Raw genomic sequence first — 22,055 nt, forward strand, 5'->3', positions numbered from 1 at the left:
CTAGCGATAACTGATTGAACCAAAATAGGAACTCGGCTATGGTTGATTTATCAATAAAAATAAATTTAAAGCGAGTTAATCTAAAGGCTCGTTAGTTGCACGTGGAGTAAAGGTTAACAATGAAAGTATTCGTAAAAGACGAGCAAGCATACTCACAGTGGGCTACTAAATATAAAGGTACAGGTTTTATTCTTAACGTAGATGAACCACAAAGTGTTGATGATTACCCTAAGTTACACTTGGCTCGTTATCAATGTGTAACATCTCCAAAGAAAACTAACTATACAAATAATGGATATTTTAAGGTTTGTTCTGAAAATAGAGCTGAGCTTGAAGTTTGGTCTAAGAGTCAATACGGTAAAGAGCTTACCTTGTGTGGTGTTTGTTTTCGTAAAGAGCTAAAGGGCAACTAACAAAGCCGTTAAACAAAGAACACAAAACAGCAGGCTTGTGCTCCTTCGTCGCCAATTTTAGCCTGCTATTATGTGCCGTTTATGGCAAGCGTTGAGGCTGTAGAATTACTCTTTTAAAAGAAAGCCAGCCTGTTTTATGGGTTCCAAATGCATTACTTAATGCTTTAAAAGCGCTTAGAGTTAATGACAGGAGCTCGTTTTTTAATTGAATTTGGCTGTTGGAGTTATTCTTCAGTCTCGTTATGTTTTTATCGAATGGATGTTTATATGAATAAATGGATGATTAATAAAAGAACCTTCATGTTATGTTTTTTACCTGTTATTGGTTTTCTTATAACACTCCTTTTAAATTTTATTGCTGGCTCTGGTTATACAACCTCAGTAAATCAAGGAGCATTTTACGTATATTTTATGGGCTCTGTTATGTGGTCGGTACTAGCCTTTTTTGTAGGTATATATATGTATTCCAAATGTAGTTCTATGAATCACATAAAATTTATACTTGGTATTTCATCAGTCAGTTTTGGTGCTGCTATGCCTTGGGTAATCGGTATGTCATAGTAATCAAAAACATAACAGTGGTTGAGCTCAGATCTTGACTTCAGACATCAAGCTCTTTTTAAAGAAATAGCAAACGACTCGAGTATATAAAGCCTGCTTTCTTTTATATAAAAGGCGGAATATGACCGTCAATAAGGACACGAATAAACTGATCTTGCGCGGACAAACGATAGTGAATGCATTTACTTGATTTTGCGGCAACTGTACTGCCTTGTTCATAACATAGGAAAGCCGCAAAACAGGCTGCATGAAAAATGGAGGCCTTTTTAAGCCGAAATATAGCGACTCAAGCACCTGTCATACCTTCCAAAACACCAATTAAAGCAACAGCAAATCCTCTTTTTCTATTTTATGTAAACTAGCGATAACTAATTGAACCAAAATAGGAACTCGGCTATGGTGAATTCATCAATAACAATAAATTTAAAACGAGTGAATCTACAGGCTCGTTATAACGATAAGGAGTATCTGTGCAAACTCTAGCTAAAAAGAATATCCCTTTTATCTTTCTTGCAGTTATTTCTATTTTTTGGGCTTTTTACTACAAAAGCTCCAATGCTCTTAATGGATATGGCGTAGAAAAACCAGAATGGCTTTTACTAATCGATGGTTTAGTTGCCTTACCTATTTTATGCTTTTGGTTTGTTAAAGATAAGAAAGAAGCCGCTATCAAAGCTGTTGCCTACGGCTGTTTAATTATATTACTTGGTAGTTTTGTCATTCCTGAAAGTTCGAAGGTTGTATGGCCTTATCTTGAATCTTTGCGCTATCTTGCTATCGCTGCGTTTGTTGTTTTAGAAGTCATCACTGTTCTAACCGTATTTTTTGCTATTAAAGCTTCTCTTACCAAAGATGAAGATCCAGATGTGGCTATCTCAAAGCCAATTGAAAGAATTCTAGGTAAAGGTACTATAAGTTCATTACTCTCTTTTGAGGCGCGAGTTTGGACATACGCATTATTTTCCAAAAAGATAAGGCAGCAAAGTTTTACTGGTGATAAGCATTTTAGCTGTCATAAAAAAGATGGCGCTCAAAGCAATCAATTAGGCTTTATTCTTCTTATTTTATTTGAACTACCCGTTATGCATTTGTTGTTACATTTCTTATGGTCACCGTTTGCGGCCAATTTAATAACAGGTTTAACTCTTCTGAGTTTAGTCTTTTTTATTGCAGAGTATAAAGCCATTGCAATTAGGCCTATTTCAATTGTTACAGACAGCATTATAGTAAGGTACGGCATATGGAACCCATTAAAAATTGCTTTAAGTGAAATTAATCACATAAAACCTAATTCAAATTTTATAGCTCGGTCAGGTAATGTTAATAGGTTCAATTTGGCAGGTAACCCAAATATAGAGATCAAGCTCAATTCCGGTAAGTTAATATATTTAGGTGTGGATTCACCTGACGAGTTTATTTTAACTATAGAAAACTATCGAGAAAAATCGTTATAACAAACTGTTTAAAAAGGATAAAATACAGTTGGCTTTTGCTCGTTCGTCGCTTATTCTAGCCAACGATATTTTGCCCATTAACAGGGCGTTGAGGCTGTAGAATTACTCTTTTTAAAGAAAATTAGCCTGTTTTATGGGTTCCAAATGCATTACCTAATGCTTTAAAAATACTTAGAGTTAATTACAGGAGCTCGTTTTTTAATTGAATTTGGCTGTTGGAGTTATTTCACAGTCTCGTTTGTTTTAAGGAGGATGTTTTGCGTATCTGTTTAATATTCATGCTTTTTGTAAGTTTCTCACCTTTAGCTTCTGATTTTAACGTCGTTGAAATTGACGGCTATAAAATCGAATATGAGTTAGCAGGCAAAGGAGATAAAGTTATTCTATTGGAAGCTGGAGGTGGTGCTTCTCTTCGCGATTGGGATCCAGTTTTTCAAGCAATATCAGAGAAGTACAAGACAATACGCTATTCAAGAGTTGGAAATGGTAACTCTCAGAAGTCCGATCGTCATTTCACATCTATACTCTATGCAGAACATGTATCAAGCCTTCTATTAGCGCTCGATATAAAGCAGCCTATCACATTCGTAGCCCACTCGTATGGTGGTAGTATTGCTCGAGATTTTGCCGCAAAATATCCATCTAAACTTGACTCTATGCTATTAGTCGACCCTTCGTCAGAGCATGATGTGGATATTATGAGGCAGCTTGACTTAAATAAAGCCAATCTAGAAATAGAGCAAATTAAGTTAGATGATATGAAAAATGGCATGTCCAATGTTTATTTGGATTTCTGGAGCAAGCGACCACTCCCTGATTATCCTGAAATTCCAGATATTCCCGTTACAGTTATTACCTCAGTTCGCACTATGACTAACCCCCCCAACTTGTTTTTTTCTGACAATGGACGAAAAATGTGGGGAGAATTATGGCAAGATTGGGTGAGCGAGTTCCCTCAAGGAAGATCCGTGCTTACGAAAAATAGTGGCCATCATATTCAATTCGATGAACCAGAACTAGTAATTAAGGAACTGTTTTTATTAATGAATAACGTAACTGAAAACTAACAAACCAATGAAGTTAGACTAAAACAAGAGCGGTTTTTGCCGCATATTGAGATGTTGAGGTTGTAGAGTTACTCTTTTTAAAGAAAATCAGCTCGTTTTATGGCATTCCTAATACATTACCTAATGCCTTAAAAGTGCTAATGAACGATTACAGGAACTCATTTTTTAATTGAATTTGGCTGTTGGAGTTATTCTACAGTCTCGTTAGGAGCCTTTGGAAAATTGGAAACTCTTGAGCTAATTAAAAAAACAGATGAATATAGTATTTCATTCGAAGACTTTGCTTGTCTCAGCGAACAAGGAGATTTGATTGGCTTAGTAAATTCATTTTCACTTAACATTGCGAAGCTTTATATGGAAAATGAAATAGAGTTTGAGTTAGCTGATGGAGCTATGAACTATATTTTTGGTTTCATGACAGAAGATACTTTTATGAATTTCAGCGGTAATTATATTCCAAGTCCTGCCATTGATATTTATGATGCATTTGATGCAGGTGAATATCATCACTCGGGAGACTCAGATGATATATGCCCAGTAGAAAAGTATACAAAACCACTTTTAATTAAAGTGCTTGAAACTAACAGCTCCTAAGACAGCTGTTAAACTGTGAACATAAAATAGTTGGCTTTTCTCCTAAGTCGCTAATTATACGCAATATTTAGTGCCGTTTACGGCAAGCGTTGAGACTATAGAATTACTCTTTTCAAAGAAAATAAATCCGTTTTATGGGTTCCAAATGCATTACTTAATGCTTTAAAAGCGCTTAGAGTTAATAAAAGGAACTCGCTTTTTAATTGAATTTGGCTGTTGGAGTTATTCTACAGTCTCGTTATGTTAATGCTTTTAACACTAAGTGTTCACATAACTCCCATGTATTAGTATCTATCTTTACGAAGATTTAACAACCAAGAAGACTTATTTTTTTCAGCGTCGTAAAAGACTGCCATCGTGAAAAAAAACATTAGTAGCAGTAACGCATGAGCAGCTAAGCTAACCCCGAAATAAATTATACTTCCAAAATAAATGGCAAAAGAGAAACTCCACATACCAGCTAAAATTGTCATGATGTAAAACCGACTAACAGGGTCAGGGATATGTCTAAGTGGGTTTCTCTTTGAGTCAAAAATGTACTTATAGTATTCGTATAATCTTAATGTAAAAACTTTCATAATATACTCACTTTTTCAAAGATTACTCAATTTATAATACGGTTGAAGTTCGTTTTCAGATCTTAGCTTTTGCCGTCTTTAGATGCTGTGCCCGTAACATTCACATAACACATATGTGACTTAACTCTGTCAGTAGGTACTAGTATTTTTTTTGACCTTTTTTATAAAGTGACGGTCAATTCAAAATCCATAAACAAAAAGTGATTGGGGTCAGATCTTGCTTCAGGTATAAAAAGTTTTTTAAAGGTATGGCAAACGATTGGGGTATATAAGGCCTTCTTTCCTTTAAATAAAAGGCGGAATATGACCGTCAATAAGGACACGAATAAACTGACCTTGCGCCGGCAAACGAAAGTAAATGCATTTACTTCATTCTGCGGCAACTGTACTGCCTTGTTCATAACATAGAAAAGCTGCAAAACAGGCTACATTAAAAAAGGGGAGCCTTTTTAGCCGAAATATAGCGACTCACGCACCTGTAATTCCCTCTAAAACAGCCATTAAAACAACCGCACATACTCTTTTTTTATTTTATGTAAACTAGCGATAACCGATTGAACCAAAATAGGAACTCGGCTATGGTTTATGCATCAATAAAAATAAATTTAAAACGAGTTAATCTACAGGCTCGTTAGGTGCATAGTGAATTACGTTATAGTCTTTATCTCGCTACTTTTAGTTTCATGCTCAAATACTGTACATGAGACTTCTATAAAGTTAATAAACGGTTCAGATATATATAACTCATACTCAAGTACATTAACTCGTCATTATTGTGATGATGAAATTACGCAGAAAACGGTAAAGGTATACTTATCAAAGTCGCAACTTGATAAATTAGTGCAGGCTGCTTTGTTGTCCTATCAGCAGTCATTGATTGTAGATGACGAGTCAGGTGAAAATTTACAGAAAATGTGTGTGAGTAGCTACCCCTTTGAGCTTGAGTTGTATCAAAACGGTGAGGCACAATTGATTGGGCAACATTCTTGTTTTGGCATATCTGTTTTGGATGATGCTATTGATAAAATAATTTATAAGAACCGCGCAGTTAAAAAATTGAAAAGCTCAAGGTGTCGTTATTACTAAAATGCACTTAAAACATATGAGCCTTAATTCTGTCAGTAGGTACTAGTGTTTTTTTTGACCGTTTTTATACAGTGACGGTCAATTCAAAATCAATAAACAACCCCGTTTACTTTGTCTGTCGATGCGGCTGTTAGGCTAGTAGCTTAAGGCAAACATTTACATGCTGGGCTTGATTTTCTCAGTTTGAATAAGCGTATTATCTTGAATTAATAATTATTTATTGTGCCACTATTGCTCTCACAGTTGTTTGAGTGAGGCAAACATCTGATCAATTAACGTTGTTGCCAGTGCTTGAGTATTTGGGCGATTTAAATAGCTACGTAATCCGGTAAATTGTATTTGAAAATAACGGGCATATTCTAGTGCGCTCAGGTGTGTACCAAGCTCATTTTGGTGTTGTGCTTGTGTAAAGAGTGCCGTTAAAAAAGCCTCGAATTCATTGGCTAAGTCAACACTCAGTACCTTTAATGCAGGTTCATTTTGCGTAAATTCGTTATTTGCTTTTACTAACATACATAACCTACTCGGGGCGCAATCAGCGTCTTCAATAAGTACTCTTGTGACAAAGCTTGCTAAACCGTCTAGCACGGAATTGTGTTCATTTATTGATTGCGACAGTTGGCCTTCCATTAATTGTGCATAGTCTTTGAGTGCCTCGCAATACAACCCTTCTTTAGAGCCAAACGCAGCATAGATGCTGCCGGGGCGCATGTTCGTTGCATTTTGTAAGTCACGTGTAGAGGTTGCATTAAAGCCTTTTTGCCAAAACAATTGACCCGCAGTTCGCACCACTTCATTACGTTCGAACTTTAATTTGTTAGCCATATTGAAAACCTATTTTGAACACTTGCTCAATTTTAACTTGAGCGATCGCTCAAAATCAAATAGTATACCTATGAACTTTCATAAACACTTTATTATTTGGAGTATTAAAATGGCAGAATTTACATTACACACAGAGCAAACGGCACCTGAGGCGTCAAAACCACTTATTGCTAATTCGAAAGCTGCATTTGGCATGCTACCAAACTTGCATGCTGTGATGGCAGAGGCACCCACTTTGCTTGAAGGTTATCAAGTGCTGCATACGTTGTTTCAAAACACGTCATTCAACGCTGAGGAATTAACGGTTGTGTGGCAAACGATTAACGTTGAACATCATTGTCACTATTGCGTGCCAGCACACAGTGCAATTGCAGCCAGTATGAATGTTGACCCAGCAATTGTGGATGCGCTGGTTAATAACACACCATTGGCAGATAAAAAGTTAGACACATTGCGTGAAACAACATTAGCGATGACGCAAAATCGCGGTGTTATTAGTGATGAGCAAATAGACGCCTTTTTTGCTGTGGGTTACGCACAACAGCAATTGCTAGAGATTGTGGTGGGTTTATCACAAAAAGTGATGAGCAATTATACTAACCACCTTGCAAAAACGCCGATTGATACGCCTTTTAAAGCGTTTGTTAAATGATTTAACAGCGTACGCAGATTATGCTCTGCGTACGCTGCAATCGTTTACTTAAACTGCACTTTTTTATTACTGCGACCATAAACCCGTTGCTCAGGTTTAGTCCACTCGCCTTTTTTTAAGTATGAGGTGAGCACTGTGAACTTGTCGTCTTTGTATTCGCTGGTAGATTTAACTTTGGTGATACCCTCTTTTGAACCCGTGACTGTTTCATACGCAACAAACTTGGTGTCAGAGAGCACATTCATTGTGCCTTTAGTGTAAAATCCTGCGGTAGTGAAATAGTAAAATACTAAAGACTGCTCTTTACTGTCCCAAAAGATCATTGACTCGCCGCCGTACATGCCTTCATTAATTGAATGCGACGTACGAATTGCCATGCCGTTTAAGGCTCGTTCCCACTTACTTACATCTTGAATGGGGGGCTTACCTTTTTCTACTTCAAAGTCAGCTTGCCATGTACCTAGGTAGGGCGCAAAAACTTGCAGTTCTTTAGCTAAGTTTTGATATTCATTTGCACTTACAGCAGGCGCTATAAAAAATATTAGGGAGAGCAAAATTGTTTTTAAATATGACATAATTAACGCTAGTTATTATTAATTATTCTAGTATAGGTCACTGTGTGTTAATTAAAAAATTATTAATTTCTCTCTCGATGGTTTTTTTAGCCACGCTATTAGTTGGCAGCTTACTTGGTTACTGGCCCCATTTTATTATAGGTAGTTATGCGTTTATGAGCATGATTACGTTATTAGTTTATAAATGGGATAAGCGTTTAGCTACTAACCCGTCAACGCAAACAATGCGTGTTCCAGAGCGAAGCTTACACATTTTAGCCATACTGTGTGGCTGGCCCGGCGCACTCATTGCTCAACAGTGGTTTAGGCACAAATCAAAAAAACGGGCGTTTATATTTGTTTTATGGGTCACTATTTTTATAAATAGTGGCCTACTTGGTTACCTTTATACCCAAACTAGCTGAATTCTGTATCTTAAGGTGGCTTGGGTATATTACTGGCAATATCGTTAGATTGATGCAATATTATGCTTACGATTAACATGATAAGTTATTGAAATGACATTTTTTTACCGCTGCTATCATTTTATTTTAAAATGTATTATTACTTTTATTGGTATACCCAACCCACGTTTGTACACAGGTTACAGTGGTTTTGAGCAATGGTTAAAAACATGGGATCAAAACGCGCCATTACTGGTTGTCAGTGATGAGACATTATTCAATTTAGGGGTGCTTGAGCATACGTTAGCATTGATTGATAAGCATAAAGTACCATGGCATTTGTACATTGATGTTTTGCCAAACCCAACCATTGATAATGTTGAAAATGGGTTATCTTTGTATCACGCAAAGCAATGTGCGGGTCTTGTTGCAATAGGTGGTGGATCTGTATTGGATTGCGCCAAAATGATTGCGGTTCGCTCCGTTAAACCTAAAAAGTCTATCAAACAATTGAAAGGTTTGTTTAAAGTTTTGAAGAAACTGCCGCCACTTTGTGCGATCCCTACAACGGCAGGCACGGGCTCTGAAACTACAGTTGCAGCAGTGATCAATGATCCTAAAGCGCAAACTAAATATGCAATAACTGATTTTTGTTTAGTTCCCAGCGATGCAATTTTAATTGCCCCTTTGACTCAAAGCGTGCCTAATTTTATTACTGCCGCTACAGGGGTGGATGCGTTAACGCATGCCATTGAATCCTACATCGGTAAGATTGGCACAGATTTTAGTAATCAACAGGCATTGGCCGCGATTAAGTTGATCTTAAACAACCTCTCTACAGCCTATAATCAGGGTGATAATTTAGCGGCGCGAGAAAATATGTTACTGGCTTCTTTTTATGCAGGCCAAGCATTTACTCGCGCGTCAGTGGGTTATGTTCATGCAATTGCACATCAGTTTGGTGCGCGTTATGGCACGGCACACGGCTTAGCCAATAGTGTATTGCTTATGCCTGTACTTAGATTTTATGGTGAGAAAATTTTTCCTCAACTTGCAGACATCGCCGACTATTGTCAGTTAACGCAAGCAGGGCAAAGTACGCAAACTAAGGCTACAATATTACTCGATGCAATAGAGCAGTTGTTGTTAGCGCTAAATATTCCCAACACGCTTGCAGAAATACGCACCACGGATATTGCTGAAATTGCCGCCGCCGCGATGAAAGAAGCGCATCCAGACTACCCCGTACCGACCTTTATGAATCATGCGCAATGTGAGGTAATTATTGAACAACTCACTGAATGAAAAAAAACAGCCTTCTCTAAAGAAGGCTGTAACGGTTAGCGTTTTAACTGGGCGTGTGGTTGGTTTAACAGCACAATGATTGGGTTACACTGATAGATTTTCGCTTTAAGTAAATAACCGATGATTAAGCCAATAATAAAACCACCCAGGTGAGCACCATAATCAATACCGTCCGGTGCTGATAATATGCCAAATAGGTTGATACCTAACCAAATCACGAAGAACCACATTGCCGAGAGCTTTTTTTGATAAATAATGATCATAAACGTTAAGCTTGCGTGCCTAAACCACATTAAGTACATACCAAATAACCCTGCAATCGCACCACTCGCTCCGACGCTTGGTGTCGCTGAACCTGAATTAACAATAAAACTGGTAAATGATGCGCCTAATCCACATACCAAATACCACATTAAGAACCGTTTATGGCCTAATACGTCTTCAAGATTATCGCCAACGATATATAAAAAATACATATTACCGAGTAGGTGCAAAATTGAACCGTGTAAAAACACACAAGTGATCAATGTCCATATCTGATGGCCTTGCCCAACTTCACTTGGCTTCATAGCAAAGGTGTTGATGGTGGCAATCAACGTGTCAGTATTAAAGAAATATAATGCAAAAATAATAATATTGAGTGCGACGAGCCCCCGTGTGACCCAAGGTATGTGTTTGGGTTTTACGTTATATTCAACGGGCATTTGAGTTAAAAATTGGAATAGGTATGTTTTCCAACTAATTTTTTTATTCAGCAGATCGAGGTTTGCTTTAAGTTCAGGGCTGTTTTTAACGCTGTCTAGTTGTGTTTTTTCTATCCAACTGCCATCGCAATGACGACAAACGTCAATCTCGGTATGAAAGTCTTCAAGCAAATGAAAGCGCTCTAGGTTTTTATTGCAATCAGGGCAATCTAATTTTGATATGCCTAGAGATTTTCCAAAATGCGCTTCGTATTTTTCGCAGGTGGGTGTGTCACTGACTTCTGCAATCATACGATTCACCTCGTTCTTTTCAAACCAAAGGCCACCGCATTTTCGACAAATATCAATTTCTTCTCCTTGATAATGTGTTACCTCAAGGGCGACATTTTTGCAATGAGGACAAATTTTAGTGGCCATGATTTATCTCCCTTAATGATCCTATCATAATGTCATTTTGTTTTAGCTCTTGCTGAAGCGCCGCAGCGCTCATCTTGAGTTGTGGTAACGTCTGTTGTTGGATTATGTCGGTTAGCTTATTTAGTTCAATAGCGGCTTGGCGGGCTGACATTTGGCGTTTTAAGGCGGCATTAATAATAAATTCAGCGCGGCTGTAAAAGCGGCGGATTTGAGTTAAAAAAATACTGGGTGTTTCCAATGTTGTAGGCGAATATTGCATTGTTTGCCAAATGTATTTTTCTAGAGAAGGGCTGTGATATTGCATTTCAGACAGTGGCGGGCTTTTAGATAAGCGCTGCGCATACGCGGCCACATTGACGGCGTTATCATTTACTTCATCATACAACGAACTGCGTAGATAAAAGTTGTCTTCCATCTTACTAAAGGTGTCAAATTTGAGTGCTTGTTCTAGCCCACTTTGCGCAGCAAGATAAACACCAAAAATTGTAGAAAGTACTAAAAACAGTTGGTTCAACCAAAAGCCTGTGCTTTTAAGTTCTTTGTTATCAACTGTTTTTAAAGCATGCGCCAATTTGGGCTTATTTTCCGCCTCATCAGTGTGTTCCATAAATGTCCTTATTATAGCGTCCTTTTTGAGCGCGGTAGACTACGTTAATTTGTATAAATTAACAACAGTCTATGGCGTTAAATACCATTTAATTTTATCGAAACGCAACTGCATTCAGTTGCTTAGCGCAAATAAGTGCTTTTATATCAAATAGCGTTGCTATGCGGGAATGATGCTTTATGTGTCTTTTTCTAATAACACAGCACCACTTTGGTTTTCGCCGAGGTGATCGTCTTTATTATAAATAGGGCATTTGTCCATTGATAAACAGCCACAGCCGATACAGCCATCAACGCGTTCGCGTAACCGCTGCATAAACGCAATGCGTTCATCGAGTTGCGTTTGCCATTGTTTTGACAGTGCTGACCAATCCTTTTTGGTGGGAGTGCGCTCGTCGGGTAATGTGGACAGCGTTTGCTTGACTTCCTCCAGCGTTATTCCCATCGCTTGGGCGGCTTTAATAACAGCAATACGGCGAAGCACGTCAGGTTTATAACGCCGTTGATTACCGTTGTTACGCCAGCTGCGAATGAGCCCTTTAGTTTCGTAAAAGTGGAGGGTTGATACTTTGACACCACTGCGTTTGGCAACATAGCCCACGGTTAAATTGGCTTCAATTAATTTTTTTTGTAAAGCAGTCATTGTTTTCTTCTGTTAAAAAATTTATAAGTGCTTATTGACCTTAAGTTAACTTGAGGTTTTAAGCTTTGCTCCATCATAAAAAAAGGAGTGAACCCAATGCAAGAAAAATCAAACCACAATACAGCAATTATTTATTCAAGCGCACGTAAAGTGGGCAATACCAGCATGCAAGTTAACAATTACGTAGCCAAGCATGGTGGCCAAGGTTTTTGCCTTGATGACTTTGTTATTTCGCCTTATCGCTATGACAAAAACTACCCAGAAGATGATTTTTATAGGTTATTTGAGCAGCTACTTACCTTTGATCATTGGGTCATAGCGTCACCTATTTATTGGTATAACACTACGCCGCAAATGAAAGCGTTTATGGATAGAATTACTGATTACATGGACGACGAAGCGTTAAAGCCCAAACTGAGATCATTACGACAAAAACAGTTTTCACTCCTCTCTAATGCGGCATCACTTTCTGCTCCTGATGCATTTTTGGATATGTTTAAACATACATTTAATTATTTAGGGATGACGTTTAAGGCGCATTCCCATGTTCAGGCTAGTTAATTACTTTAAATAACGTTAGGGTAGGCTAAACCAAAATAAAATAAAAGGGTAACTTATGAAAACATCACTTTTAGGCTTTAGCCTTCTTTTAACTAGCTTTAGTAGTTTGGCGGCAGAGCCTGCGCCTGTTATTAAAGACTATGGTTATTTTTATAATGTACCTGAGCATATATCTGATTTAAGCCAAGCGCAGTTTAAAATTGCCTTTGATGTAGGTGATGGCGCTAAAAAAGGCGCGCAAAATAATCATATCAACTCACTTGCCCGTTTTATTAATATGCATGTAGCTCATGGCGTTAAGCCTGAAAACATTCAACTCGCGTTAGTGGTGCATGGTGGCGCAAGTGTTGATGTACTTAAAAACAGTTTTTATAAAGCCCGGTTTGAAAAAGATAACAAAACCCAATCTTTGATCAAACAACTGCTTGCTAATAATACCCAGGTGTATGTGTGCGGGCAGTCGGCAATGCATATGAAAGTTTCATCTGAACAACTCATTCCTGGAGTGAAAATGGCGCTTTCAGCGATGACAGCCCATGCCCAGTTACAGCAACAAGGCTATACGTTGAATCCGTTTTAATGAATATCCTGTGTTTTGGTGACTCTAATACCTTTGGTATTTCACCGGTTGATGGTAAACGTTTTTCTGAAAGTGAGCGTTGGCCTACTTTATTAAAGCAGCAGTTGAGCATAGACTTTGACGTTATTGAAGCGGGGCTGCCTAATCGCACCTTAGTGAATAATCCGCCATTTAGCGGCAATAAATCAGGCGTAAAATATTTAAAACCTTACCTTGAGGCACAGCCACTGGATGTCATTATCATTCAACTCGGTACCAATGATTTAAAAGCACGTTTTGCGCTGTCAGCTATCGAGATTGGCAAAGCGCTTGAGGAGTTAGTTTTAGCCATTAAAGCCTTTTATCAATGTAAAACATTACCAAAGATAATCATTGTAAGTCCGCCTAGGGTTCATGAGGTTGGTAGTTATAAAAGCATTTACGCAGGTGCAAGTAAAAAAGCTGAACAATTATCTATTGAATTCAAAGCCATCGCTGATCGCCAAGAATGTGTGTTTATCGATGGCTTTACACTTATTGATGCTTGTGAAAGTGAGGGGGTACATTGGCCTTATGAAGAACACAAACGGCTTGCAAAGCAGCTACTACCCTTATTTTAAAGCAGTGTACGCGAAAGCTCTTTATATGATTTGCCAATTTTAATTTTAGCCCCTGTTGTTAGTTCAACATATTCATGATTAACAGCAGTCACTTTGTTTTTATTAATTAAATACGATTTATGAATTTGTATAAATGTATCTGCTAGCTGTTCACTCAGTTGCTTAAGTGTCGCTGTGGCAAGCGTGGTATTCTGCGCTTGATGCAACTTTACATAATTACCGTAAGCTTCAAAATACTCAATTGTGTCTAACGCGAACTTGCGTTTTTCTCGGTCGACTTTAAGCGTTATATCTTTGGGCTTTTGCTCTAAAGGCTTGGCAGTGCGTTGACACACTTTGCTGAGGGCTTGCTTTAGTCTTTGCGCTGAAACGGGTTTGAGCAAGTAGTCTGTAACATTTAAATCAAAGCCAGCTAGGGCATATTCTTGATAGGCACTATTGATAATTACTTGCGGCGGATTAGCGAGCGCCTTTAATAGTTCGAGCCCTGTTAATTCTGGCATATTAATGTCAAGAAACACTAAATCAATACCTGGTTTGGCAAGCACACATAAGGCATCTTGAGCGCTATAGTATTGGCCTACCACATTTATATTAGTGTGTTCTGTTAAATGATGCAGCAGCACTTGGTGCGCCAATGGCTCGTCATCAACAATGATGGCTTTTATCATTTTTGCAGCTCCAAGGTCAGTGTTGTTTGCCATATTGCATCTTGCTTATGGGTTATTAGTGAATGTTTATTAGGGTATAAAAGTTGCAGTCGTTTTTGTAAATTAGCAAGCCCCATCCCTTGTTCTTTTTTGGCTACTCGAGCGGGTATTGGATTGGCGCAATATAGCGTTAAAGTATTGTTATTGATTGTTATTTCAATTGATACATGTGTTTTGTCGCTCGCGGGTTCAACCCCATGTTTTATGGCGTTTTCGACAATAATAATCAATAGCAGCGGTGTGATACTCAAGGCGTCAAAATTGTTTGGCCAAACAAGGTTAAACTCACATTTATTTGCGCTTCTTATATTTTGTAATTCAATAAAGCTTTTAAGGTAGTCTAGCTCTTTTTCTAGAGGCACTGATGATTTTTGCCCTTCATAAACTGTGTAGCGTAGTAGATCAGCTAAATGCAGCACCAACTGTGGAGCTTGTTCTGATTTTGTTAGCGTAAGCGCATATAAGTTATTTAATGTATTAAATAAAAAGTGAGGGTTCACTTGTTGTTGGAGTAATTTTAGTTCGGTTTGAGTTTGCTGTTTAGCGACCTCATTTAACTTGCTTTGTTGCTGTTGACGCTCAAATGCTAAAATAATCGGTGTGCTTATAACAAGAAAAAACAGCATAAACTGATAATTGTATTTGTTAAAGATCTCTTGGCTGCCACTTGGGGTTAGGTTTGGAATGTGAGCAGGTAAATTGTTTACAGGTAATGTAAGAACAGCAGCAATCAATAAAGGAGTCAGCACCGCGATTACAATGATACATGCAGCAACAAAGGTAAACACACCATGGGTAGCAAGCAAGTGACGAATAAGCAGGTAGCGGTTCAATAAGTATAAGCCATAAAGTATTGCAACATACACGCTAAGTTGCCAAAAATAAGTCATAAATTGGCTAAATTGGGAGATTATTTTACTCGGCTCAATTATCAATTCGAATGGCTGATTTAGGAAAGGGTTTTCATGTGTGTTGAGTACCCCAGCCATGATGAAAGACCAGCAAAAGAGGAGTATTAACACTACATTATCTAACGATATTAATGAGCTATACCAGTTACTGATGAATGACTTGTGGTTTGCTGTGGTGCACTGAGATAGCAGCCAAATGCTACTTGCTCCAGTGCATAAAACCCACCCTTGCAGTCCAAGGTGTTGCCAATGGGCAAATTGTGGAAACAGCACATTGAGCGCGTATATCAAGATAGGGTAAGCAATAAAACCTAACAACCAGCTTATTAAGGCTAGCCTTAATGGCTGTTTAAATGCCATTACATGGGCGATTAAAAAAGGCAGGCATGCGAAAATAAGTTGCGTATTTATTTGTAAATAATGCGCCGTTGAGCTGAGCCTTAACGATAGAAAGCGAATATGGGCTTCAAGCAAAATTGCAGCCAATAGAGGCAGTAATACAATAACATATTTTACCTTAATTCGTTGTGATAAAAAGGAAATAACCGCTTGCACATTTCACCTAACTATAATTTTAACTTCACACCACTTTACCTTTTAAACATCAATAACACATCTTTACACAGCTAAAAAACCTCAAATAATGATGAAAGTAAGGTTTTTAATGATGAGTAGCCAATTTTTCCTCTTATCCCTTATTTTTTGGCTTTGATCATTACTTGCTAGCTGTTTTGTTAGGTGTTGCTTAATGTGGCTATTCGTCAATTAAGGAGCGCAATAGATGCTGACACTTACAAATATAAATAAAAAATACGCAGATGGTACGCATGCATTAAATGATGTGAATATTCGCTTGCCTGCTGGCATGATTGGTTTACTTGGTCCAAATGGGGCGGGTAAATCAAGCTTAATGCGCACCCTTGCGTGTTTGCAAAGCGTTGATAATGGTCATGTAGATTTTGACGGTTTAGATGTGTTGCAACATCCCGAACAGATGCGCAAACAGCTGGGCTATTTACCGCAACAATTTGGCGTCTATCCAAATATGAGTTGTATTGCATTGCTAGAACATATTGCAATTTTAAAAGGACTCAATAAAAAAGACCGAAAGCAGCAAATAAGTGAGCTTTTGGCTCTGTTAAATTTATCTTCGTTTGCCAGCAAAAAGGTGAGCCACTTTTCGGGTGGGATGAAACAACGCTTTGGTATTGCACAAGCGTTGCTTGGCTCCCCTAAACTGATTATTTTAGATGAACCAACCGCAGGACTCGACCCTGCAGAGCGTGAAAGCCTCAACAATTTATTGGTGACCATTAGTCAACAGCGCCTAGTGCTGTTATCGACCCACATTGTAGAAGACATAGAAAATCAGTGTCACTTTGTTGCAATGATTAACCAAGGCCAGCTAATTCAAAGTGGTGAAGTGGCCGCTCTTATCAATCCATTGTATGGATGTGTATGGCTGCTAGACACCCTTCCAAGTGAACTACCGAAAGAGAGTTTGGTACTAAACAAAAGTTATCGATATGGCAAACCTTCATTTCGTGTTTATGCCAAAGTGCTCCCCGCTGAAAGTGCAGTACCCGCAGAACCGACACTGCAAGATAGCTATTTTTATGAATTGAAAGCACGAGGGGGTCACGCATGTTATTGATCAATGAGCTTCGCTTTATCATTCGTCAGCCATTGCTTTGGCTGTGCTTTTTAGCAGCTCCTTTATTTGCGTATACATTGTCAGCAGGGTTAGCTGTTGAAGGGAGTGATGCGATAAACCAATTAAAGCTGCACCTAGTTACACTACAAATGATGCAACTTGCTTTACTGACAGGTGCGCTTGCACCGACATTTTTTTTACGAGATCAAATTCACAATATGCACGAGCTTGTGGCTGCGACACCTGTTACGTTAAAGCAACGCGCTTTGCTACGTTTGAGTGCTTTGGTGCTGTGTGTATTTGCCATTGCATTTATTAGTATGCTGGTGATGGTTGTAACACAATTGTTCAGTAAAGAGTTTGACTGGCAAATTATTAATCTACTGGCTGCTAATAGCCTTTTTGTGTTGTTTCCTAATACGTGTCTGCTCAGTGTAATTGCATTTTGGTTTTGTCAAAAGTTCAGCAGTGCTTTGGTGAATTATGTGGTATTTGCAGCTTTGTGGATTGGCTACTTACTGCTTGCAAGTGTTACTGGTAATCCTATATTGGCAGGCAGTAGTATTATCAGTGAAACTAGCTATCAACTATTTATATGGTTAGACCCTTTCGCATACACCACCATTATAGCCAGCTTTATTGAACCCCAAGGGGTGGTCATAGCTGTTAATCGGGGGCTGATCTTATTACTCACAAGTCTTATCTGTTTTAGTGCTGTAGCAAGTAATGGGTCTAACTCGTTTAGTAAGCCAGCAAAAAATACAGTGAGCAAGCTACAATCCGTTACAGTAGCAAATGCCTCGTACCGACCTGTGGCTGCAAAAAATCATGGACTAGCGATATTAATCACGTTCTATAAAGTAGCGTTTTTCAATGTATTAAAGCATCCAATAACATTAATAATTTTATTAGCTTGGCCGGCCATGGTGTTTAATAATGTTGCTTCTTCTGCTGCCTATGCTGAGCCATTGAGTGTAATAAATGTAACCAGCATTGATGCTATTCGTCACTATGCTTTTGATATGCAAATACTGTTTGGGTGTTTGCTGATGGTACTTTGGAGCTGGCAAATTAGTTGTTATGCAAAGCGCTTTAATATGGCTGAGCTAATTGCTGCAACGCCTATCAAAACGGCCACTATCTTACATAGCCAATTCCTCGCATTGACTACCCTGGTTATTATTTTTTCAACGATGACCTTTGTGGGCGCTTCTTTAGCGCAGTGGTTTATCGATAGTCAATATAGCGCGTACGACCATGTATATGTTCTATGTTTAACGGCACTGCCCTTAATGCTGATTGGCTGGGTAACGGTGTGTGTATTTAATATTTGTCGTTCAACACTGGTTGCTGGAGCAATCATTTTTTTGATGCTGTTGCTAAAATTTACACCCGTTATGACTTATTTTGGACTCACCCACACATTTTGGAGCCTAGCTTGGACGCCATTACAGCCGCCGAGTGAATTTTGGGGTTACCGAGCAAGTATAAGTAGTTATTGGCCCTATATGCAGGTTTGGTTACCAGCCTGTATAAGCTTAATATTGCTAACGTGTGTGTTTAGTCACCGCGGTACGGGGCTTGATAGGCGCGAAGTTGTGCGAAAAGATGCCTGGCTAATTATGCCGGTATTGCTCTGCGTTGGCTTATTTTTGCAATTACACCTACGTTTAGTTGATGAAAAGCCCCTCACCAATTCACATAAACGTGAAGCCTTTAAAGCCAATTATGAAAAGAGCTTTACTGATTGGCAGCATAAGTTGCAGCCTCAAGTTAGCCATATTGATGCAAACATTGATTTTTACCCGCATCAGCAGTTTGCTAAGTTTGATCTGACTTACACCTTAAAAAATCTTCACCCAACAGCTATTAAGCAAATTTTAGTGGGCAGAGCAGGGTTTTATAAATGGGCGAATGTTAAGATTGACGGTGCGACCCAAATTGCGTTTTACCCTGACTTAAATCAAGCCGTTTATGAGTTTGATATGGCATTAAAACCGCATGAAACTCGACAATTAACCACAGAGTTTGAGATTCATCAAGCAACACTGTGGCCTGCTGGTGGGCATCAAATAATTACGCCTGAATTTAGTTATATTCGCGCTGTTCCTGCGTTGCCAACCATTGGATATCAAGTCAACTATGAGCTAACCGACACACATTTGCGCGCTCAATATGGTTTGCAACAAAAGGGTCGGCCTTTAGCTTCAACATTATTTAATGAGCAGCAAAAACGGCCTGAACACTACGAGCGCATAACGATGTCGAGCACAATATCAACGGCAGCGGGGTATCAAGTTGTGACACAGGGCAAGCAACTTACACATCAGCTTAAGCAGGGCCGTGAGATATTTGAGTTTAAAACACTAACTGAAATTAATAACTTACCAGCTTGGCTGTCAGTGCCTTTTAATGCTGAATCTAAAAAGCATGACGGTGTTACCTTACACGTATTTGCAAATAAAAAAGAGATGCCTGAGCGTTCAGATGCAATTGCCGTTAATTTTCAAGCAATGATCGACACACTTGATTGGTTTAAAAATAATATTGTTGCTTACAAACCAAAGCAATTGAGCATACTTGCGGCCCCATCATTTGGGGGCACTGGCTATGCCTTACCACAAATAATATTAATTGAAGATACCGTAGGTTTTAGGGCTAGGCCAGGCGATGATGCCGGTTTTGATCAGCGTTATCGCCGTGCAGTCCATGAAACCGCGCATCAATGGTTTGGCCACGATATTGGCAATAGTGTGCCTGCTGACAGTGCCTTTTTAATTGAATCGATGGCAAAATATATCGAGTTGGTGGTCATAGAAAAACACTACGGCAAAGCGGCTATGAACGCTTTAGTCGATTATGAAACACAGCGATACGAGCAAGCATCACGTATGGATATTACCGCTAAAATGGCATTGATTGATTCAAATAAAAGCTATGATCAATATTCAAGAGCCACTATCGCATTTGCAAAATTAAGGGATGAAATAGGTGATGACGCGATAATTAAGGCACTTAAGTTTGTATGGCAAAAGCATGCGCACCCAAATCGGCCAGCCACTGCAATGGACTTTATTTTTGCGTTAAAAGAGCAAGTTGAACCAAAGTTAAGTAGATTAATTGATGAATTGTTTTTGCAAAACTGAGAAAAGGGAGCGAGCAGCGAAGGCTAGTAGTTGATTTTCAAATATTGACAGGAAGGTGGATGTCATTTGATTGGATGTTAATTGTTTTGCATAGCTATACCCAAATAAGGCCTATGAGAATAGGCCTTATTTTCGGTTTGTGTATTTATTAACTGTTATTTAAAGTTAGTAAGATGCCACAATACTTGCGCCGGAGAATGCAGTGTATCCGCGTAAAATTATGTAGTACTTGCCGCCTTGTCCTGAGTTTAAGCTACACGTTTCGTTGTTTCCGTTTAGGTACGGACGGCAGTCGTAATTGTTTGTTGTTGGCTGAGACCCTTTTCGAACATACAAGTCTGCATCACCTGTTCCACCGGACATACTGACATTTAATACAGCATTTGCTGGCACATCAATGGTGTAAATTAGCTCTTGGCTTCGTGACCCAGCAAGTCCATTTATTGGCACGCCATTGGTTAGGCAGTTACTGCCACACGATGCATTACCATCAAACGTACCCGTTAAATTAGCGCCACTATATTGGCTGTAACCATTGATCATAACCCACCAGTCACCCGCTTGCGGGTTGGTGAATGAGCAGCTTTCAGTATTTCCATTTTTGTATGGTCGGCAGTTGTAACTATTTACTGATGGTTTTTGCCCAACTTGAACATACATATCAGCATCACCAGAGCCACCATTCATATCAAAAGTGAGTGCGGATGTGCCAGCGGGTACAACCAACTTATAAAATGTATTTGACCCTTGTGCACCTGATACGTTTACACTTTGCCCATTGGTTAGTTCATTTTCGATGGGTGGATCAATGACACCACCATCTAATGTGTAAAGTAACTCATTTGGTGAGCCTGATTTGGCATCAGAGACCGTGTTTTTTGTGCTACGCTGGCTGAGTTTTGTGTCAATCTGGGATGGACTCAAGCTCGGGGTTTCATCAAGAAATAGTGCGACGGCTCCTGCCACATGTGGCGCAGCCATAGAGGTGCCACTGATTGTATTGGTTGCCGTATTTGAATTGTACCATGCAGATTTTATGCTTGACCCTGGTGCGTATATATCTAAGCAATTACCGTAGTTAGAAAAACTAGAACGACTGTCATTACTTGTTGTGGAGCCAACGGTTATTGCGTTTGCGGCGCGAGCAGGGGAGTAGTTACACGCGTTTCTATTATCGTTACCTGCGGCCACAATAAAACTAACACCTGCTGCAACGGCATTATTCACTGCATCGTCTGTTGCCTGTGATGCCCCACCCCCTAAGCTCATGTTTGCTACCGACGGGCCGGACGCATTATTTTTTACCCAGTTAATCCCTGCAATCACCCCTGAATTTGAGCCAGAGCCGTTACAGCCTAATACTCGTACACCTACGATATTGACATTTTTAGCCACTCCGTAAGCGCTGCCCCCGATGGTACCCGCTACGTGAGTACCATGACCATTACAGTCAGTTGCATCTGCGTCATTGTCTATAAAATCATAGCCATGAGAAGCACGGTTACCAAATTCGTTGTGGCTTATACGCACACCGGTGTCAATTACATAGGCTGTTACGCCGGAGCCATCAAAATCATAATAATAATTTGAGTCTAACGGGAGGGATTGTTGATCGATACGGTCTAGACCCCATATTGCATTTGGCTGATTTGCGTTGGTTTGTGCTAAGGGGTTAACCGACATCAATTGATCTTGTTCAATGTATTCTATATTGGGATTAGTGAGCATTTGTTGTATTTTTTGTGCTGATGCATTAACAACGACACCGTTCAAAACGCCCCCAAACTCTTGAGCAATATCAACATTATAAAGGTTACTCAAACTGGCCGATTGTGTGTTGGCAAAGTCAGCAATTGCATCACTACTTTGAATATTCAGCACCGAGGGGGTTTTGAACACAACAATATATTTACCTTCAATGGCTCGGTTTGTGTCGACGCTCAGCAATTCAGCAGCATGAGTTTGGCCCGCAGATAAACCGATGAGTACAGCAAAACTTAGAGAACTTAATTTACGCATTACTTAATCCTT

At 39.1% G+C, this 22,055-nt stretch carries 22 protein-coding genes; 14 read left to right on the plus strand and 8 right to left on the minus strand.

Annotated features, from left to right (window positions below):
* Nucleotides 1-119 precede the first annotated feature (119 nt).
* The 6 genes from ATS75_RS16620 to ATS75_RS16650 all read left to right on the plus strand — a co-directional run bounded on the left by ATS75_RS16620 (nucleotide 120) and on the right by ATS75_RS16650 (nucleotide 5,753).
* Nucleotides 120-413 (plus strand): hypothetical protein, encoded by a 294-nt coding sequence (locus ATS75_RS16620; protein WP_058561537.1) that lies wholly within the window; start codon nucleotides 120-122, stop codon nucleotides 411-413.
* A gap of 267 nt (nucleotides 414-680) precedes the next feature.
* Nucleotides 681-974 carry a hypothetical protein gene (locus tag ATS75_RS16625; RefSeq protein ID WP_058561538.1) on the plus strand — a complete coding sequence of 98 codons (294 nt, stop codon included), beginning with the start codon at nucleotides 681-683 and terminating at the stop codon, nucleotides 972-974.
* Nucleotides 975-1,444: 470 nt separating this feature from the next.
* On the plus strand, nucleotides 1,445-2,428 hold the full coding sequence (locus tag ATS75_RS16630; RefSeq protein WP_058561539.1) for a hypothetical protein: 984 nt from the start codon (nucleotides 1,445-1,447) through the stop codon (nucleotides 2,426-2,428).
* Between the two features lie 257 nt (nucleotides 2,429-2,685).
* On the plus strand, nucleotides 2,686-3,495 hold the full coding sequence (locus ATS75_RS16635; RefSeq protein ID WP_058561540.1) for an alpha/beta fold hydrolase: 810 nt from the start codon (nucleotides 2,686-2,688) through the stop codon (nucleotides 3,493-3,495).
* A gap of 222 nt (nucleotides 3,496-3,717) precedes the next feature.
* Entirely contained in the window at nucleotides 3,718-4,089 is a 372-nt protein-coding gene (locus ATS75_RS16640) for a hypothetical protein (RefSeq protein WP_058561541.1), read from the plus strand.
* A gap of 1,220 nt (nucleotides 4,090-5,309) precedes the next feature.
* Entirely contained in the window at nucleotides 5,310-5,753 is a 444-nt protein-coding gene (locus ATS75_RS16650; RefSeq protein WP_058561543.1) for a hypothetical protein, read from the plus strand.
* 237 nt (nucleotides 5,754-5,990) lie between these two features.
* On the opposite strand, the gene ATS75_RS16655 is transcribed toward ATS75_RS16650, so the two are convergent.
* On the minus strand, nucleotides 5,991-6,578 hold the full coding sequence (locus ATS75_RS16655; protein WP_058561544.1) for a TetR/AcrR family transcriptional regulator: 588 nt from the start codon (nucleotides 6,576-6,578) through the stop codon (nucleotides 5,991-5,993).
* A 109-nt stretch (nucleotides 6,579-6,687) separates the two neighbouring features.
* On the opposite strand from ATS75_RS16655, the gene ATS75_RS16660 reads away from it, so the two are divergent.
* Nucleotides 6,688-7,230 carry a carboxymuconolactone decarboxylase family protein gene (locus tag ATS75_RS16660; protein WP_058561545.1) on the plus strand — a complete coding sequence of 181 codons (543 nt, stop codon included), beginning with the start codon at nucleotides 6,688-6,690 and terminating at the stop codon, nucleotides 7,228-7,230.
* 44 nt (nucleotides 7,231-7,274) lie between these two features.
* Here the strand turns inward: ATS75_RS16660 and ATS75_RS16665 are convergent, their stop codons facing one another.
* Nucleotides 7,275-7,805, minus strand: a complete 531-nt coding sequence (locus tag ATS75_RS16665; RefSeq protein WP_058561546.1) for a hypothetical protein — start codon at nucleotides 7,803-7,805, stop codon at nucleotides 7,275-7,277.
* Between the two features lie 44 nt (nucleotides 7,806-7,849).
* Here ATS75_RS16665 and ATS75_RS16670 point away from each other — a divergent pair, with 44 nt between their 5' ends.
* Together ATS75_RS16670 and ATS75_RS16675 are read left to right on the plus strand one after the other, a co-directional pair.
* Entirely contained in the window at nucleotides 7,850-8,209 is a 360-nt protein-coding gene (locus ATS75_RS16670) for a DUF1294 domain-containing protein (RefSeq protein ID WP_235591199.1), read from the plus strand.
* A 93-nt stretch (nucleotides 8,210-8,302) separates the two neighbouring features.
* Nucleotides 8,303-9,493, plus strand: coding sequence for an iron-containing alcohol dehydrogenase (locus ATS75_RS16675; RefSeq protein WP_058561547.1), 1,191 nt, complete (start codon nucleotides 8,303-8,305; stop codon nucleotides 9,491-9,493).
* Between the two features lie 35 nt (nucleotides 9,494-9,528).
* Here ATS75_RS16675 and ATS75_RS16680 read toward each other — a convergent pair whose 3' ends face one another.
* From ATS75_RS16680 to soxR, 3 genes are all read right to left on the minus strand, one after another.
* Entirely contained in the window at nucleotides 9,529-10,614 is a 1,086-nt protein-coding gene (locus ATS75_RS16680; RefSeq protein WP_058561548.1) for a rhomboid family intramembrane serine protease, read from the minus strand.
* Nucleotides 10,604-11,221 (minus strand): hypothetical protein, encoded by a 618-nt coding sequence (locus ATS75_RS16685; RefSeq protein WP_058561549.1) that lies wholly within the window; start codon nucleotides 11,219-11,221, stop codon nucleotides 10,604-10,606. The genes ATS75_RS16680 and ATS75_RS16685 overlap by 11 nt, the downstream gene beginning before the upstream one ends.
* Before the next feature lie 177 nt (nucleotides 11,222-11,398).
* The gene (gene soxR / locus ATS75_RS16690; protein WP_058561550.1) at nucleotides 11,399-11,863 is read right to left on the minus strand and encodes a redox-sensitive transcriptional activator SoxR; all 465 of its coding nucleotides are present in this window, start codon (nucleotides 11,861-11,863) and stop codon (nucleotides 11,399-11,401) included.
* A gap of 96 nt (nucleotides 11,864-11,959) precedes the next feature.
* On the opposite strand from soxR, the gene ATS75_RS16695 reads away from it, so the two are divergent.
* The 3 genes from ATS75_RS16695 to ATS75_RS16705 are packed head-to-tail and all read left to right on the plus strand — an operon-like array spanning nucleotide 11,960 to nucleotide 13,603.
* Nucleotides 11,960-12,424, plus strand: a complete 465-nt coding sequence (locus tag ATS75_RS16695; protein WP_058561551.1) for a flavodoxin family protein — start codon at nucleotides 11,960-11,962, stop codon at nucleotides 12,422-12,424.
* A gap of 55 nt (nucleotides 12,425-12,479) precedes the next feature.
* Nucleotides 12,480-13,004: a DsrE family protein gene (locus tag ATS75_RS16700; RefSeq protein ID WP_058561552.1), complete on the plus strand. Its 525-nt coding sequence runs from the start codon at nucleotides 12,480-12,482 to the stop codon at nucleotides 13,002-13,004.
* Nucleotides 13,004-13,603, plus strand: coding sequence for an SGNH/GDSL hydrolase family protein (locus ATS75_RS16705; protein WP_058561553.1), 600 nt, complete (start codon nucleotides 13,004-13,006; stop codon nucleotides 13,601-13,603). Before ATS75_RS16700 ends, ATS75_RS16705 begins: the two co-directional genes overlap by 1 nt.
* Here the strand turns inward: ATS75_RS16705 and ATS75_RS16710 are convergent.
* Together ATS75_RS16710 and ATS75_RS16715 are read right to left on the minus strand one after the other, a co-directional pair.
* A complete protein-coding gene (locus ATS75_RS16710) occupies nucleotides 13,600-14,274 on the minus strand; it encodes a LytR/AlgR family response regulator transcription factor (RefSeq protein ID WP_058561554.1) in 675 nt (224 codons plus the stop codon). The genes ATS75_RS16705 and ATS75_RS16710 overlap by 4 nt on opposite strands.
* Nucleotides 14,271-15,779, minus strand: coding sequence for a sensor histidine kinase (locus ATS75_RS16715; RefSeq protein WP_058561555.1), 1,509 nt, complete (start codon nucleotides 15,777-15,779; stop codon nucleotides 14,271-14,273). The genes ATS75_RS16710 and ATS75_RS16715 overlap by 4 nt, the downstream gene beginning before the upstream one ends.
* A 226-nt stretch (nucleotides 15,780-16,005) precedes the next feature.
* Here ATS75_RS16715 and ATS75_RS16720 point away from each other — a divergent pair, with 226 nt between their 5' ends.
* Nucleotides 16,006-16,878 (plus strand): ABC transporter ATP-binding protein, encoded by an 873-nt coding sequence (locus ATS75_RS16720; protein ID WP_058561556.1) that lies wholly within the window; start codon nucleotides 16,006-16,008, stop codon nucleotides 16,876-16,878.
* Nucleotides 16,869-20,024, plus strand: a complete 3,156-nt coding sequence (locus ATS75_RS16725) for a M1 family aminopeptidase (RefSeq protein WP_152996239.1) — start codon at nucleotides 16,869-16,871, stop codon at nucleotides 20,022-20,024. Before ATS75_RS16720 ends, ATS75_RS16725 begins: the two co-directional genes overlap by 10 nt.
* A 165-nt stretch (nucleotides 20,025-20,189) precedes the next feature.
* Here ATS75_RS16725 and ATS75_RS16730 read toward each other — a convergent pair whose 3' ends face one another.
* Nucleotides 20,190-22,043 (minus strand): S8 family serine peptidase, encoded by a 1,854-nt coding sequence (locus ATS75_RS16730; RefSeq protein ID WP_058561557.1) that lies wholly within the window; start codon nucleotides 22,041-22,043, stop codon nucleotides 20,190-20,192.
* Nucleotides 22,044-22,055: the final 12 nt, after the last annotated feature.

The sequence above is a fragment of the Pseudoalteromonas sp. H105 genome, from assembly GCF_001469215.1.
Classification (GTDB): domain Bacteria; phylum Pseudomonadota; class Gammaproteobacteria; order Enterobacterales; family Alteromonadaceae; genus Pseudoalteromonas.

Excerpts from the sequence above, each read along its gene's own strand:
- ATS75_RS16655 (WP_058561544.1), bottom strand. The coding sequence starts at position 6,578 with ATGGCTAACAAATTAAAGTTCGAACGTAATGAAGTGGTGCGAACTGCG.
- soxR (WP_058561550.1), bottom strand. The coding sequence starts at position 11,863 with ATGACTGCTTTACAAAAAAAATTAATTGAAGCCAATTTAACCGTGGGC.
- ATS75_RS16665 (WP_058561546.1), bottom strand. The coding sequence starts at position 7,805 with ATGTCATATTTAAAAACAATTTTGCTCTCCCTAATATTTTTTATAGCG.
- ATS75_RS16725 (WP_152996239.1), top strand. The coding sequence starts at position 16,869 with ATGTTATTGATCAATGAGCTTCGCTTTATCATTCGTCAGCCATTGCTT.
- ATS75_RS16705 (WP_058561553.1), top strand. The coding sequence starts at position 13,004 with ATGAATATCCTGTGTTTTGGTGACTCTAATACCTTTGGTATTTCACCG.
- ATS75_RS16695 (WP_058561551.1), top strand. The coding sequence starts at position 11,960 with ATGCAAGAAAAATCAAACCACAATACAGCAATTATTTATTCAAGCGCA.
- ATS75_RS16675 (WP_058561547.1), top strand. The coding sequence starts at position 8,303 with ATGACATTTTTTTACCGCTGCTATCATTTTATTTTAAAATGTATTATT.
- ATS75_RS16720 (WP_058561556.1), top strand. The coding sequence starts at position 16,006 with ATGCTGACACTTACAAATATAAATAAAAAATACGCAGATGGTACGCAT.
- ATS75_RS16625 (WP_058561538.1), top strand. The coding sequence starts at position 681 with ATGAATAAATGGATGATTAATAAAAGAACCTTCATGTTATGTTTTTTA.
- ATS75_RS16710 (WP_058561554.1), bottom strand. The coding sequence starts at position 14,274 with ATGATAAAAGCCATCATTGTTGATGACGAGCCATTGGCGCACCAAGTG.
- ATS75_RS16730 (WP_058561557.1), bottom strand. The coding sequence starts at position 22,043 with ATGCGTAAATTAAGTTCTCTAAGTTTTGCTGTACTCATCGGTTTATCT.
- ATS75_RS16620 (WP_058561537.1), top strand. The coding sequence starts at position 120 with ATGAAAGTATTCGTAAAAGACGAGCAAGCATACTCACAGTGGGCTACT.
- ATS75_RS16700 (WP_058561552.1), top strand. The coding sequence starts at position 12,480 with ATGAAAACATCACTTTTAGGCTTTAGCCTTCTTTTAACTAGCTTTAGT.
- ATS75_RS16680 (WP_058561548.1), bottom strand. The coding sequence starts at position 10,614 with ATGGCCACTAAAATTTGTCCTCATTGCAAAAATGTCGCCCTTGAGGTA.
- ATS75_RS16685 (WP_058561549.1), bottom strand. The coding sequence starts at position 11,221 with ATGGAACACACTGATGAGGCGGAAAATAAGCCCAAATTGGCGCATGCT.
- ATS75_RS16660 (WP_058561545.1), top strand. The coding sequence starts at position 6,688 with ATGGCAGAATTTACATTACACACAGAGCAAACGGCACCTGAGGCGTCA.